14 protein-coding genes are annotated in these 14687 nt (G+C 47.4%); 4 read left to right on the top strand and 10 right to left on the bottom strand.

Going from position 1 to position 14687, the window contains the following annotated elements:
* Nucleotides 1-161: 161 nt before the first annotated feature.
* Together QUA54_RS16560 and QUA54_RS16555 are read left to right on the top strand one after the other, a co-directional pair.
* Nucleotides 162-1475, top strand: a complete 1314-nt coding sequence (locus QUA54_RS16560; RefSeq protein ID WP_333415477.1) for a dihydroorotase — start codon at nucleotides 162-164, stop codon at nucleotides 1473-1475.
* A 152-nt stretch (nucleotides 1476-1627) separates the two neighbouring features.
* Nucleotides 1628-2383 (top strand): 4'-phosphopantetheinyl transferase superfamily protein, encoded by a 756-nt coding sequence (locus QUA54_RS16555; RefSeq protein ID WP_333415476.1) that lies wholly within the window; start codon nucleotides 1628-1630, stop codon nucleotides 2381-2383.
* Nucleotides 2384-2840: 457 nt separating this feature from the next.
* Here QUA54_RS16555 and QUA54_RS16550 read toward each other — a convergent pair whose 3' ends face one another.
* Together QUA54_RS16550 and QUA54_RS16545 are read right to left on the bottom strand one after the other, a co-directional pair.
* Entirely contained in the window at nucleotides 2841-3581 is a 741-nt protein-coding gene (locus tag QUA54_RS16550) for a response regulator transcription factor (RefSeq protein ID WP_333190814.1), read from the bottom strand.
* A gap of 110 nt (nucleotides 3582-3691) precedes the next feature.
* Nucleotides 3692-3850, bottom strand: coding sequence for a hypothetical protein (locus QUA54_RS16545; protein ID WP_172188909.1), 159 nt, complete (start codon nucleotides 3848-3850; stop codon nucleotides 3692-3694).
* Nucleotides 3851-4113: 263 nt separating this feature from the next.
* Here QUA54_RS16545 and QUA54_RS16540 point away from each other — a divergent pair, with 263 nt between their 5' ends.
* Nucleotides 4114-4860, top strand: coding sequence for a creatininase family protein (locus QUA54_RS16540; protein ID WP_333415475.1), 747 nt, complete (start codon nucleotides 4114-4116; stop codon nucleotides 4858-4860).
* 208 nt (nucleotides 4861-5068) lie between these two features.
* On the opposite strand, the gene ndk is transcribed toward QUA54_RS16540, so the two are convergent.
* Nucleotides 5069-5518, bottom strand: coding sequence for a nucleoside-diphosphate kinase (gene ndk / locus QUA54_RS16535; protein WP_333190817.1), 450 nt, complete (start codon nucleotides 5516-5518; stop codon nucleotides 5069-5071).
* Nucleotides 5519-5821: 303 nt separating this feature from the next.
* Here ndk and QUA54_RS16530 point away from each other — a divergent pair, with 303 nt between their 5' ends.
* On the top strand, nucleotides 5822-6577 hold the full coding sequence (locus tag QUA54_RS16530) for a hypothetical protein (RefSeq protein WP_333415474.1): 756 nt from the start codon (nucleotides 5822-5824) through the stop codon (nucleotides 6575-6577).
* A 4-nt stretch (nucleotides 6578-6581) separates the two neighbouring features.
* Here the strand turns inward: QUA54_RS16530 and proB are convergent, their stop codons facing one another.
* From proB to QUA54_RS16495, 7 genes are all read right to left on the bottom strand, one after another.
* Nucleotides 6582-7691 (bottom strand): glutamate 5-kinase, encoded by a 1110-nt coding sequence (proB, locus tag QUA54_RS16525; RefSeq protein ID WP_172188901.1) that lies wholly within the window; start codon nucleotides 7689-7691, stop codon nucleotides 6582-6584.
* Nucleotides 7692-7791: 100 nt separating this feature from the next.
* A complete protein-coding gene (locus QUA54_RS16520) occupies nucleotides 7792-8313 on the bottom strand; it encodes a YqeG family HAD IIIA-type phosphatase (RefSeq protein WP_333197336.1) in 522 nt (173 codons plus the stop codon).
* A 145-nt stretch (nucleotides 8314-8458) separates the two neighbouring features.
* Nucleotides 8459-9583, bottom strand: a complete 1125-nt coding sequence (gene mltG / locus QUA54_RS16515; protein WP_172188897.1) for an endolytic transglycosylase MltG — start codon at nucleotides 9581-9583, stop codon at nucleotides 8459-8461.
* 247 nt (nucleotides 9584-9830) lie between these two features.
* A complete protein-coding gene (locus QUA54_RS16510) occupies nucleotides 9831-10409 on the bottom strand; it encodes a DUF3727 domain-containing protein (RefSeq protein ID WP_015174712.1) in 579 nt (192 codons plus the stop codon).
* A 315-nt stretch (nucleotides 10410-10724) separates the two neighbouring features.
* A complete protein-coding gene (ruvX, locus tag QUA54_RS16505; protein ID WP_172188893.1) occupies nucleotides 10725-11183 on the bottom strand; it encodes a Holliday junction resolvase RuvX in 459 nt (152 codons plus the stop codon).
* Between the two features lie 276 nt (nucleotides 11184-11459).
* Nucleotides 11460-12791 carry a GNAT family N-acetyltransferase gene (locus tag QUA54_RS16500; protein WP_333415473.1) on the bottom strand — a complete coding sequence of 444 codons (1332 nt, stop codon included), beginning with the start codon at nucleotides 12789-12791 and terminating at the stop codon, nucleotides 11460-11462.
* Between the two features lie 191 nt (nucleotides 12792-12982).
* A complete protein-coding gene (locus tag QUA54_RS16495) occupies nucleotides 12983-14164 on the bottom strand; it encodes a F420-0:Gamma-glutamyl ligase (RefSeq protein ID WP_333415472.1) in 1182 nt (393 codons plus the stop codon).
* Between the last annotated feature and the right edge of the window lie 523 nt (nucleotides 14165-14687).

Here is a 14687-nt window from a genome sequence, read left to right as displayed (position 1 = left end):
TGAATTTTGATAACAACCGCGCCCGACGCTTAGGAAGTTCTTAATTCCTGAAACTAATGCGGTGGATTGCTTCTTCCTTCTTCCTGACATCCGTTACATCCGTTACATCCGTTACATCCGTTACATAATCCGTTGCCGAACTTCCTTCTTCCTTCTGCTATATGAGCCGCGAACTGCTACAAAATGTACGAGTGCTAGATCCAGTTTCAGGGAGCGATCGCATCGCTGATATTCTGATTGCTGAAGGTGATATCAAAGCAGTTGAGGAAAAAATTGCTGAGTTTCCCGCTGACACGGAAGTGCGGGATTGCCGGGGACTGATTTTGGGGCCGGGGTTAACTGATATCTACAGTCACAGCGGAGAACCGGGTTTTGAGGATCGGGAAACGCTGGAATCTTTGATGCAGGGTGCGGCGGCTGGGGGTTTTACGCGAGTGGCGATTTTGCCGGATACCTCGCCGCCTGTTGACAATTTGGCCGGTTTAGCTTTGTTGCAGCAACATATCGGCAGTTTGTCGGCCGGGCGGCCCCGCTTGTATTTTTGGGGCGCGCTGACAGCGGGCGTTAAAGGGCAGCAGATGGCGGAGTTGGGCGAGCTGGCCTCCTCTGCGGTGGTGGGTTTTGCGGACGGTTTGTCGCTGTCTAATCCGGCTCTGGTGAGGCGTTTGCTGGAGTATATCAAGCCTTTGGGCAAGTCTGTGGCTTTGTGGCCGTGCGATCGAACTTTGGCAGGAAATGGCGCGGTGAGGGAGGGCGCGGTGTCGGTGCGCTTGGGTTTACCGGGAATTCCGGCGAGTGCGGAAACTTCGGCTTTGGCGGCAATCCTGGAGTTGGTGGCATCTGCAGGCACTCCGGTGCACATTATGCGCGTTTCTACAGCGCGCAGCGTGGAATTGATTCGAGATGCGAAGGCGCGGGGTTTGCCGGTGACTGCGAGTGTTACTTGGATGCACTTGCTGTTGAATGTCGGGGCAATTTCAGGAAACTCTAAAGATTCCGGCGGGAAAAATGCTTTGACTGCTTTGTTCGCCTACGATCCGAATTTACGCCTAGAACCGCCGCTGGGCAATCTCAGCGACCAATTAGCGCTGATTCAAGCTGTGAAAGATGGGGTAATTGATGCGATCGCGATCGACCACAACCCGCATACTTATGAGGAGAAAACTGTGGCTTTTGCTGATAGTCCGCCCGGGGCGATCGGCTTGGAATTAGCTTTGCCTTTGCTGTGGCACGGACTGGTAGAAACAGGCGAATTTTCGGCTTTAGAACTGTGGCGGGTTTTGAGCGCAGGCCCTGCCGTTTGTCTCGGACAAACCCCCGCCACGGTTGCACCGGGAGTCTCTGCTGAGTTGATTTTGTTCGACCCGGAAATTAGTTGGACTGTTGAGGGGCAAAGTCTGAAGTCGCGATCGGCAAATACGCCTTGGTTGGGACAAAAAATTGCAGGAAAAGTTGTACAAACCTGGATTTATTAACATTTGAAATTGCACTTCATCTGTTGTATAACAGGCATCTTGCCTGTTTCTAAAAGTATAACAAGCATCTTGCCTGTTTCTAAAAGTATAACAAGCATCTTGCCTGTTTCTGGGAATGCTGCATGAGGTGAGTCATAAGAGAAGATAAATACATGATTGCTGCTTTTGATTCGTGGAATTCCCCACCGCTCGACTTGACATTAGATGTGGGCGAAATTCATGTTTGGCGCGTTTCTCTGGCTCAAACAGAATCTTGCTTGCAGAGTTTACAACAGACTCTCTCTGCGGACGAACGGACAAAAGCCGCTCGTTTTGTTTTTCCCAAAGGTCGATCGCAATTTATTGTAAGTCGTGGCGCGCTGAGAGCGATTTTGAGCCGCTATCTTAACATAAATTCTCACATTTTGCGCTTTGACTACAATCCTTACGGCAAACCCTCTCTCATCGCCGCCCAAGGTGGAAATACCCTGCGTTTCAATTTGTCTCACTCTGGCGGAATGGCTCTAATTGCTGTTACCAAAAATAGAGATATTGGTGTCGATATTGAAGGCATAAATCCCAATTTTTCTTATCTGGAAATTGCTGAAAAGTTTTTTTCACCTTTAGAAAGCTCTGTGCTGCGAGCGCTCCCCGAGCATCTCCAACCCACCGCTTTTTTCACCTGCTGGACTCGCAAAGAAGCCTATATCAAAGCAGTCGGTAAAGGACTTTCTATTCCCCTGAATCAGTTTGATGTCACCCTCGCACCAGGAGAACCAGCAGCGCTGTTAAATGTTGAAGAAAACCCTGAAGAAGCATCAAGATGGTCTTTAATTGAATTAATTCCCTGTTCAGATATGGTGGCGGCTGTTGCGGTTGCAGGAGATTGCTGGAAACTTCATTGTTGGGAATGGACAGGGGAGTTTTGAGTTATGGTTTGCAGCCAGGAATGCAAGTCCTTCATCATCCGCTTAGAGAGCACTGGGTGCGCAATGCCAGCCCGATCGGGAGTGACTGCTGAGCCTGGTCTAAAAGTCTTGCTGTAGAAAGGTGACGGTGGCGCGAGTCCGCAATCAAAGGTGGTTTTTTCTTTTTAGGCGAACGTGGCTACTTAGCGAATAACCTCGCGCCACACAACTTTAAAAATAGTAGGTTCGTCGTTTATTTCTCAAATTTACCCAGCGACGAAACACGAAAGTGCAAGGGTTTTGAGCTTCGCTTATGCTATAACTTGCAGTTGTTAGGCCAAAACAAGATTAAAACTTTTATCTAGCCAGCCTTCTGCTTTTATTCACCAAGCCCTACACAGACCAATAAGGACACAACAATGTTGTGTCCCTACGTCTATTCGGCTGCAACTTGCCACCCTACCACGCATTTAAAAAATTAACCAAATCGATAGCCGAACCCGCGTACCGTAATGATATATTCCGGTTTGCCCGGATCGATTTCCAACTTTTCGCGCAGCCAGCGGATGTGCACGTCAACGGTTTTACTGTCTCCGATAAAATCTTGACCCCAAATTTTTTCCAGCAAATGATCGCGAGACCAAACTCGCCGCGGATTACTCATAAATAGTTCTAGTAAGCGAAATTGTTTTGGAGAAAATTTCACTTCCACACCGCGAACCAACACCCGGCACTCTTCAGGATAGAGAGTTATGCTCTTATATTGCAGGCTCACGGGTTGCGGCAACTGACCGAGGCGCTGGCGCCGCATCAGCGCCCGACACCGAGCGATAAACTCCCGCATTCCAAAAGGCTTGGTCAGATAATCATCCGATCCGGCTTCTAAGTAAAAAGCGCAATTGTTGGCACTTCCTCTAGCACCGATAATCAAAATAGGGACGGGATTTCCTTGATGCCGTAACATTCGACACAGATCCAAACCGTTAATTGAATCCATAATTAACAGGTTAAAGGCAAATTCACCGTGGTATGAAGAAGAAGCCTGTACAGAAGGCAGAGCGTTGCGCCCATCGCTAGTAACCACCACCTCATAGCCCTGTTCTTTAAGGGCTAAAGCTAGCATTTCCCGCAACAGGTCTTCACCTTCCAATAACAAGATTCGGCCGGCTTGTCCAACAGCCAACCTCGAAGGACTTTCGCTTAATTCAGCAGAAGACATAAATATCCGTGGGAGTTATGTTTGTATATGGCTAGCGAGAGGGGCCTTGTTCGGTAGCTGAGGCACTCTCGCGCTGCGATCGCTTGTACGATCGCGATATGTTCGATCGCTTAGAATCCTTCTCCAGTCCATCCCACAGACACGCGCTCGACCTTTGCTACTTGCTCGTGCAAGGAATACAACCGTAGAGCAGTTGCCGGAGCCGCGCTGTCTGCCTGCGTCCTGGCCTCAGAAGTCTGGTCATTTTTAGGGGTCGGTGTTAATTTCATAAAACATTGCCCGCTGTTAATCGACCAGGTAACACCCAATCTATAGGGAGATGCTTGTTATACTACTCTTAAAAGGTTATTAAAAGGTAAAGTTTGGGTAATTAATTGGTTAAATTATTAAGGTTAAGTAATATAAATGTAAAGTTGCGCTCGCACTGTAAAGGTTTTTTTAAGAATAAAATAATAAGTTGGCCCAGAGTCCTTTTTTTCCCGTGCCCGCTACGATCGACGATAGCAAGTAAAAATTCTGTAGACTGCCTATCATGTTGCTGCATTTGAGTACCTGGCCCGAGGTAGAAGCTTATCTCGATAGCTCCCGAGGCATAATTATCCCGATCGGTTCCACCGAACAGCACGGGCCCACCGGCTTGATCGGCACTGACGCCATTGCAGCGAGTGCGATCGCCCGCGGTGTCGGCGAAGCTGCCAATGCCTTAATCGGCCCGACAATTAATGTAGGGATGGCTTTGCACCACACCAGCTTTCCCGGCACAATCACCCTCCGACCGCAGACGCTAATACTCGTAATCAGGGATTATATTACATCTTTGGCAAAAGCCGGATTTGTAAAATATTTTTTCATTAACGGTCACGGCGGCAACATTGCCACGATGAAAGCAGCATTTTCCGAGACTTACGCGCATTTGTCTGACTTGAATTTACCGAATGCCGATCGAATTCAGTGTCAAATCGGTAACTGGTTCATGTGCGGTTCAGTCTACAAACTAGCAAAAGAATTGTACGGAAACCAAGAAGGCTCCCACGCCACCCCCAGCGAAATCGCCTTAACCCAGTACCTTTATCCAGAAGCAATCAAGCAAGCTCCGCTTTCGGAAGAAGTCGCTTCCGGGTACAAAATTTACGGTGCTGCTGATTTCCGCCGCCGATTTCCCGACGGTAGAATGGGTTCAAATCCGGGCTTAGCAACCCCCGAACACGGTCAGCAGTTTTACGAATTAGCAGTCAAAGAATTGACTGATAATTATTTGGAGTTTTTAAGTTCCGATTAACGTTTTTTCTTCTCGTTACCAGGAATATCCTGGTAACCATAAAAAATCTCAAATTCTATCGCTTTTCCTAATTTTTGATAATTTGTCGTGTTGATAGAACTGAGAATAATTTTAAGTTTTGACCAGAAATTCTCAACGGGCGAGAAATCTGGCGAAGAGGGCGATAAGTATTATATCTCCCGATTAATCAATCGGGAGAATATCAAAACTACTCCACAATCCAAGGAGTTAAACAAGGTGTCCAAGCACTCAATTCTTCTTCCTTGAACCAGAGACTAATTTCATCACGGGCAGTTTCCACAGCATCAGAACCGTGAATAATATTGCGGCCGACATTCACAGCCAAATCGCCGCGAATTGTCCCCGGTTCTGAATTCAGAGGATTTGTTGCGCCAATCATTTTCCTCGCCGAGGCCACAACGCCGTCGCCTTCCCACACCATCGCCACCATCGGCCCGGAAGTAATGAAGTCTACCAGTCCCGCAAAAAAGGGTCTTTCTTTGTGTACGCCATAATGCTGTTCGGCAAGTTCGCGACTCGCCGTGATTAGCTTCATGCCAACTAGCTTAAAGCCTTTGGCTTCAAAACGACCGATAATTTCGCCGACGAGTCCGCGCTGTACGCCGTCGGGCTTAATCGCTAAAAAAGTCCGTTCCAAGATTCACTCCTATAATTTTCTTAACTGATCCAAAAGATAGATTAACCCAGAACGCATCCAAAGGCAATTCGCCATCGAAAATTGTCATCTATACTCATTGCCGCACAAGTAACTGCAGGTAAGAGTGCCCTGCTTCTCAACCCCGATTTAGTGGTGGAACACAATATGATGCAAATCACACTTTGTCCTGACTACAAACACAAATAAACATGATATCAAATACAAAGATATTTCCTACAAACCCTCGATAATCAAGCCAGGTGTGGAACCCCAGTTTAAACAACTTAGTGAGAGTGCGAGGCTATGAAAGAAGTTCTAGAATTTATTCAAACAAAAAAGCAAGAATTTGCAGACTTACCCTTATTTGCATTTCTAGGCGATCGAAATATTTACCTGCAGCAAAGACTAATTTTTGCACCTATTCTCGCTCCTTTGGCTGTGAGCTTGAGCGATTTAAATAAATATGTAATCCGAGAATCTTATAGTGATAACAAAGTTCAGGAACTAATTAATAAATATACTTATAACCAAAACTATTACTGGCACGATTATCTAGAATACCTAGAGGAACTGGGCTTTAACCAATCAATGACTTATGGTGATTCTAGACTGCTTTGGGGTGAAGAAACTAAAAAAACGCGATCGCTGTGTTCAGTGCTCGAACGCTACGCTTGGAAAGCCTCTCCCATTCAAAAACTGGTATTAGTGGAAGTCCTCGAAGGAACGGCTAAAGTTTTTTTTGAGGCGGCGCTAGCAGTGGTAATGGAATTACAGCAAATTACCCAAAAAGAATATGTTTATTTTGGAGGAGGTGATGTGGGTTTAGAAAATTATCACCTTTTAAACACGCCAGAGATGTTGCAAGTTTTAGCAGAGATAAACCTTACTAATGCGGAACGCCAAGCAGCTTTAGAATTAGCAAAAAATGTATTTGAAGTGTTTACAGAAGCGATGAACGAGCTGTTCCGACACAGCCAAACAAATTCTTGCAATACTGTGCTGCAAGTATCCTCAATTTCTGCATTCGCTCATTGCGCGATCGACTGTCTCGATATGTAGTAGTTTAAACAATCACTAAATTATCTCGGTGTACCGCCGTTTCTACACCCGCATAGCCTAAAATTTCAGCAATTTTATCGGACTTGCAGCCCTGGATTTGTCTCAATTCTAAACTGCTATAATTCACAAGTCCTCTAGCAATTTGCTTGCCGGTTGCGTCGCACAACTGCACGGAATCATCAGCTTGAAATTGTCCTTCTACTTGAGCAATACCCGCAGCTAAAAGCGATTTTCCGCCGTGGGAAATTGCCTTGACAGCACCCGCATCTAAATATAGTTTTCCTGCCGGAACTAGCACGTTAGCTATCCAGTGTTTGCGAGCGTTTACAGGGCGCGGTTGAGGCTCGAATTGAGTGCCGATCGACTCTCCGTTGAGTATTTTCTCGATATTACCAGGAAAGCAGCCGTCAGTGATGACGGTGCGCACTCCCGATGCAGTGGCTATTCTCGCGGCTTCAATTTTTGTCACCATTCCGCCGGTTCCCCAACCGCTGCGGGAATCTCCTGTTTGCACCTGAAATTCTGTGAGCTGTGCCATACTTTGGACTAGGGCGATCGGCTGCGCGTCGGGATTGCTGCGCGGATCGGCGGAATACAGCCGATCGACATCTGTGAGCACGAACAACCAATCTGCTTCTACCAAACTCGCCACCAGCGCCGAAAGCGTGTCGTTATCGCCAAATTTGAGCTCGTCTACCGCCACAGTATCGTTTTCATTGACGATCGGAATCACGCCCAATCTGAGCAGTTGCTGAAAAGTATTGTAAGCATTAACATAACCGTTACGCTGCACTAAATCGCGCCTGGTGAGCAATACTTGAGCGATCGGCTGTTGCAGAGTAGTAAACAAGTCATCGTACACCCGCATCAGCCGCCCTTGGCCCACAGCCGCCACAGCCTGTTTCAGAGCAATGTTTCGCGGGCGTTCCGTCAAACCCAAGCGCGCGCAGCCAACCCCAACCGCACCCGAAGAAACCAAAACTACTCGATGACCTTGCTGCCGCAAACCGGCTAAAATTTCGACTAATGCAGCAATAGTTGAAAGAGCTAAGTTTCCCGTAGTCGATCGAGTCAGCGTCGAAGTTCCTATTTTAACAACAATAGTTTTAGTCATTGGTTTGTTGACTGTTGACTGTTGACTGTTGACTGTTGACTGTTGACTGTTGTTTGTTGTCATTATACCAATGCCCTATGCCCAATGCCCTATGCCCAATTTAATCTTTAATTTTCAGAGAAGCCCCCAAAGCTTGAGAGATCCAAACTTCAAAAGAGCGCACCGGATACTTGCGAAGCGCATACCCAGCATCAACCATTGGTTCCACTAAAATAGTGAACATACCCAAACGATTGCCAGCTAAAACATCAGTAAAAAGTCGATCGCCCACCATCGCCACCTGTTCCACCGGCAAATTCATCGCACTAATAGCCCTTCGCAACTTGCGGCGCGACGGCTTAGCAGCACCCGTAATGTAAGGTAGATTCAAAGACTCAGCAATCCGACCGATCCGAATCTGGTTTACATTATTGCTCGCCAACCACAGCGATACCACCGGTTTTATTTCTTCCACCCACAAGGTGAGTTCAGGAGAAGCATTCATTGCTGTAATGGGAACGAGAGTTTCGTCCACATCCAAAACTAATCCTTTAATATTATATTTTTGCAGAATATCTGCCGTTAACTTCATGACTGAATCGCCTAGAACTAAGTCCGGCTGTAGTATTTTACCCCAAGTCATAATGATTTTAGATTTTAGGTTTTAGATTGAGAAATAAGAAATTGGAAGTTAAAGATTAAGAAAGTAAAAAATCAAAAGTGAATAATAATTATTGCTTTTGCTGTCTTACTTTTGACTTTTTACTTTTGTATTAGTCATTACCTATCTATTGGGTCGATCGCAACTGCTGGTCAACTTTAGCAATCGCAGCATCGTGTTCCGCCTGCGTGCGGCTAAAAATGTGAGTGCCGTCGTACCGCGCCATAAAATACAGGTATTCTGTATTTTCTGGATTCAGAGTCGCCTCCAAACTTGCTATTCCCGGAGATGCGATCGGAGTTGGCGGCAGCCCTACATTCACATAAGTATTGTAGGGAGAAGGCGTTTCCACCTGCTTAAAAGTCAGAGGTTTTTCCTTGGTTTGCCTGATGCCGAGGGCGTATTCAACAGTCGGATCTGAACCCAACTTCATGCCCTTATTCAAGCGGCTGGTAAACACTCCAGCAATGCGATTGCGCTCGGAAGCAACCACAGCCTCTTTTTCCACAATACTCGCCAGCGTCACCCACTCTTTCAAATCCAGCTTAGTATTCTTCTGATTCTTTTGATATATCGGCAAAGCCAACTGCTCGAAACGACCGAGCATTTGCTTGATGACAGCTTCCGGGCTAATTGCATCGCCGTCTAGCTGATAAGTATCCGGGTACAAAAACCCTTCCAAATGAGGCAGGCCGCTCGGCAGCCAAGGGTACTGAGCGTAGGGAACTTGACTCGCCACCGCAATAAAATCTTTAGCCGGAAAAAAACCTTGCGCCTCAAAATAAGCGCTCATTTGTTGCAGCGACCACCCTTCTGGAATCGTGAAACTCTGCTGTACGACTTCGCCCTTCCAAATTTTGTCAGCAACTGCACTCAGAGGCTGAGTCGGCGACAGTTGGTAAGTTCCCGCTTGAAAACCTCCCTCCCGGTTTTGCAGAGTCAGCCAGCGGGCCCACATATTCCATGCCGAACTCGATCGAATCAACCCTGCGGCCTCTAAATCCCGGCCGATTTTTTGACTGGGAGTACCCTCCGGGATTTGGATAGAAACAGCAGCATCCTCTGCCGGGGAAGTTGACGTTTCAGCTATTTTAGGCGGCGCCGAAGCCCAGCTCCACCAAGCCCAGCCCTGCCAAGCGCAAATCCCCCAGATTGCCGGCAGCAACGCCAGATAAAACAACCATTTAGAGACTTGCGGAGTACCTTTTCGGCCCTCGCGCGCGCTGCCTGTTGTCATTTGTTCTTTATTCATAGTCCGTTGTCCTGGATAAGTGGCGATTAACTAGCGACTAATGACTGATGACCTGCGATTGATGACCGAAAAGTTACGGATACAAGCCATTTAAAAGACTCAATTCACGCGGCCCAATTCAAAAGCCCGAGCGTAAAGGCTGAAGGCACAATCTCGAAAAAATTCGATCGAGCGAGCAGTTTACTTTTTTATAAAATAGTAAAAAATTCTGCTTTTTGCCGTCAGACCTTCTGCCTGCAATTAATATCTAATCAAGCTCGTCAAAAAACTGGTCTTCCAGCATAGGCAACATCGGTTCCAGCCTTTGGAACTCTTCTTCCGAGAGCAATTCTGGCTTGCCGTCGTCATTCATTCTAGCCAAGATAAAGAACGGGTCGAGAGGCGTATAAATGGCGTATTCCTGTTCTTCGTGGTAGAAGCTGGTCAGCCACATCAGCTCCTCGAACTCGGACTCCTCATCCGGGTCGGCATCGGATGCCATATCCTCTTCGGGAAATTCCGGCAATTCGCCAACCACAGTCAGCGTCACCGCAGTGCGTCGAAGGGTCAAGTTCTGCTCTTGCAGGACAACTTTAGCTGTATCAAAAATTTTGTCAATTTCGGTCTCGTCTTCTACAGGAATTGCTGCTTCGTCGGTATCGTCTCCCTGCCAAGTAAAAATTTCTACGGGTGAGTCAATCGGAAGCAGCAAAGCGTATTCTTGACCTTCTAGGTTCATAGAATATTCTATGTTGCAAGTCAGCGATCGCCCAACTTCATCCGTCAGGGTGACGGACTCTTCGTTGGAATTGCCATTCTCTTTTTTGCGGTATGGGGATGAGGACATCGCGTGTATCTTATTTTCCGTCAATAATTCAGTAACGTTTGCTTGACAATTGGGAATTTTCGTGGCGATATTCTGGCTAAGTGGGCGACTATCGCCAGTCCACAAGCTTAAACCGCGAGACTCGCGGCTTTTTCCACAGGCGAGGAGTGCAGCGTTTAAATCTCAGTCGAGTCAGCAAGCGACACTGAGGACAAATCACGATTTTGTGCTTCTTTAGTACCGAGGGTACAGCAGAATTTTCTCCAGTTTGTCAAGGGTTACAGGTGTGCTTCGCAAACTTGCACAACCAGGATATCACGCCTCTGTTACAAGCTATCAAGGATTGGGAATGGCGCAGATATTTTGCCTCCGTTCGTCTAGCCACTGCTGCAAAATTAGGGCCGCTGCTTTGCGATCGATCGAACCCTTATTTTGCGACAGCGAAATCCCTTGTGCTTTCATCAATTCCTCTGCCTCAACCGAAGTCAGGCGCTCGTCCACGTACTCTAGGGGGAGTTCTAAGGCTGCGGCGATGCGAGTAGCATATTTCTGCACCTGTCGGGCTTGAGCACCCAATTCTCCGCTCAGGGAGTAGGGCAAGCCTGCAACCAAAATTTGCACTCTCCGCTCTCGGACGAGTTCTCGGAGATAAGCTACGTCTCGATCGAAAGACGATCGTACCAGAGTTGTAATGCCCGTAGCTATTAAACCGGTGCCGTCACACCCGGCGATGCCGACTCGTTTGAGACCGATATCCAATCCCAGAGCTGAAATCCATAATTTATCGTTGGACATTCAATTTTAGATTTTAGATTTTAGATTTTAGATTTAATTCTTTTCATTACCGGAATATTTTTTTTACGAACCGCGAAGACGCGTTAGCGAAGCGGCGCGTAAACGCTAGGACGCGAAGAAAGAAGAGAAGAAAGTAAGAAGAAAATAGGTAATCTTAAGTTGAGCTCAATCAAAAGCAGAAGGGATATTTTGGGATGATGACCGAAAAAAGGAACTTTTTAGATGAATAATTCTATTTTTTTCGGTTTTCTACCTTTTACCTTCTGCTTTCACTTATTAAGAATTGAGTTCTCCGGGCCAGCCTCCGTCTAGAGGCAATTCAGGCAATTTTAGAGGCAAAATGCTGCTGCTATCTGTTGCTGCTGATTCGGAATTCGGGAAGTTCAAGGGGTTAACTTGATTTGTTTGGCTGTTTCCTGAGTCAGCCAACAGGGGTTTAATCTCACAGGACGGGGGCCCTGCTGTCGCTTCCCCAGCCATCGGGCCGAGCCAGGACATCCGGCCCGGTACGGGTTTGCGAGTTGGCTGGAAGCTTTGCAGCATTTCTGATAGCTGGAGTCCTTCGAGAGAAACCAACTTGGACTCCCGCAATTTGTGCCACACCGATCGAGACATCAGCAAACTGTGTTCCACGCGCACTGCTCCAAATTGCTCCAAATAAGCTTCCCGTTCCGGCTGATAGTCAGCGGAAGCCAGTTGCAGGCTTTGAACTGGGAAATCTTGAACGAGGCGCGCCATCTGGGACAGCAGTTCCGGGTAAAGCCAAGTGTAGGCCGGGTGTACCGTCAACTGAGCGACGTGCGGTTGGTGGCCGTTGCGGGATAGCTGCACCTGAAAATATCCGATCGCGGCTTTGCGCTGCGGTTCAAACACGTAACCGCTGACTACCTCTGTTTTGCCCAGCCACTGTCTGGCACCTTCGACTAAAGCGCCGAAAAAACTGGTTTTGAAATCTTGAATGTGGCGATCGAATACTTGGCGCACCAGCGGCGGCATAGAGGCGGTATCCAGTTGGTAGAGCAACTGAGCGTCGGCGTTGCTAACAGGCAGCAGGTTGGGCAAATCTGGCGTCGAGTTTGCCATTTCTTGAAGGCGTTCTGGGGCGATCGTCCAGTATGTCATCTGGGCCAAAGGCTGAAACCCGTTCTGCCGATACAAAGCTAAGGAAGTTTTGTCGCCGACATTCACTTCCAACAGCCACGTCCGCGCCTCCCAGACTGCCTCAAAGCAGTAGCGCAGCAGCATGGAACCAATTCCTTTGCTGCGGGCTTCCGGGTCTACTCCTATGCGATCGATCCGCCAAGTGCTGCGGGTGCGGTTGAAAGGAGAAATCTGAATTATGCCCTTAACGCTCCCCTCTTCTTCGGCAACGTGGGCCCGGAACAGAGACTGACAAGGGTTGGGAAACCAGCTAAAAATCTTTAGCAGTCCGTACCAGCGGCGAATCTGCTGCAACTTTCTACCTAGTACCACGTCGCAGCTTCCGCCCTTGCGGTTTTCTGGCTCTTCGGCTGTTTCCGCGCACAGTTGTTCCATCACCTCGATGTCGCGATACTGAAACGGGCGAATCACAACCTGGTTTTGGTTTTGGGAGGGAAATGAAGTCATAGCAGGAAAGTGGGGAATGGAAATTTAAAAATAAAAATTCAGAAAGGGGAAGAGTTAGAGAAGTTTTGAGTTTTGAAAGCGTATATTTTGAGTTCAAAACTTAGAACTTTTGATTCTTCTCCCTTTCTCGATCGATCGAAAATTAAAAATTTCAAATCATCTTTTTGAATTTTTAATTTTCTGTTTTCAACTCAAGATTTTTGTGGCAGAGGTCGAATTAAAACGACCGGTGTGCGCTCGTCAGCATTCCCAGCGGGGTTGCTGCGCAAGGCTTGCTCTAAAAATGTTACCGATAAATCGGAGGTCGCTGCTAATATCTTAACTGCTTTCAAGTCATTAGCGTCTACGATCGCCGCCGCAAGTCCGGTTTCTCGTTGAATTTCTTCTACAACTTGCTGGGGATTGTCCGGGCCGAGGACAATAAATTGGTCGAAGGGCGGCAAAGTCCCGGTAACGTCGTCGATCAGCCTGGCTTGTTCGCCTGCTAGTTGGTAAAAGACTCCCGGTTTGCCAAATATTTTGGCCACAGCGCCGATCGCAAATGCCGCCACTACCCGCCCAGGCCCAACTACATCCACCAACGTCTGCATTCCGCAAGCCGTGGCCAAACTCGACATGGGCAAGAAAAACAAGCACACTCGCTTTGCCGCCCATCCGGGTTTGACTTCGCTGGGATGGCGGTAGCGTCCCTGCATCAAAGCTAGGGGAGTTTCTGCCAGGGCGACAATATCGCCTTTCTGGGCGCGCGGCAGAACGTACCGCTTGACAATTTCGACGGGATTGTCCAGTTCCGCCAGTATGTGAGTGCGAATCGGCAAGACTTCTGCAACTCCGACATTTCTGGCGATGGGTACGGTGTCCGAGTTGGGAAATTGCAGCGGGACTACTACGTTACGGACTTTCGGGATGCGCCCGCCCGGGCCGTAGGTGACGAAGTGTACTTGCACCCAAGCTGACTGCAATTTGGTTAAATCTTGCCCTTGAATGTCTACAGAAACTTTAATTTTTGTGTTTTTTTGGGCTTTAACAATATAGCCGAACCAGTAATCGTCTGCTCTGGCTGCTGCCTCTTTGTGGCAAGGAATCACCTTTGTCTGGGAGGTAACGCCATCCAAACTTCCGTCTGACAGCAGTTTCACCTGTGCCCGCACTTCCGGCAACATAATCTCAAACCGCTGTGTCAGGTTGCGGAACTCCATTTCCCCGACTAAAAGATAGCGGTTGGGTTCCGAGATGGCTAAGTGCCATTCTCCGGCTGTTAGTTCTAGTTTATTTGCACTCCCAGTCCGGCGATAGTTCAACTCTAGGCCCAATCCGCCCAATGCTAGCAGCGAACCGGCTGCTGCGATTCCTGTTGCTAAAGTCTCAATCACTCAAATCACCGCCAATAATATTTTGTGTTTACTGTAGTCGATATCGGGTACTTTGAGCGCTGATCCGGTAGTAATTGGATTGTGCTGAGTTTGTTGGGGGCGATCGAACTTATGCCCAATTACACGTAAGTGCGATCGCGTCTAACGCCTAAAGCGGTCAATTTGCTGTTCAAAGAACTCGTTCGTGAGTTAGATAGCTCCCAAATCTGGCGTTGCTTAATTAGGGTATGAGAAAAATAAGTTTAACATCCCGAAGCTTTGTGGATACTGGTTTCTCTGACTTGCATATTTAGCGTTTCATAACGGAAATCACCAACGCTTACACCAAATGACTTAATTCAATAATATATAATATATTAACTTTTACAAAAAACGCTCTAATATTATATATATATCGTTTTTATACCTTAACTTATAAGCTGGCATTCAACATTTTTAGACAACAGTTGTTAAGGATTTACACCTATACTTATAGATGTTTAATAAATATTGCTTAGTCTGAGATATAAACAGTTAATCTGCT

This window comes from Microcoleus sp. MOSTC5, from assembly GCF_036701825.1.
GTDB lineage: Bacteria > Cyanobacteriota > Cyanobacteriia > Cyanobacteriales > Microcoleaceae > Microcoleus > Microcoleus asticus.
Note: the sequence above shows the minus strand (reverse complement) of the source record. Positions and strands in the feature narration are given on the sequence as shown.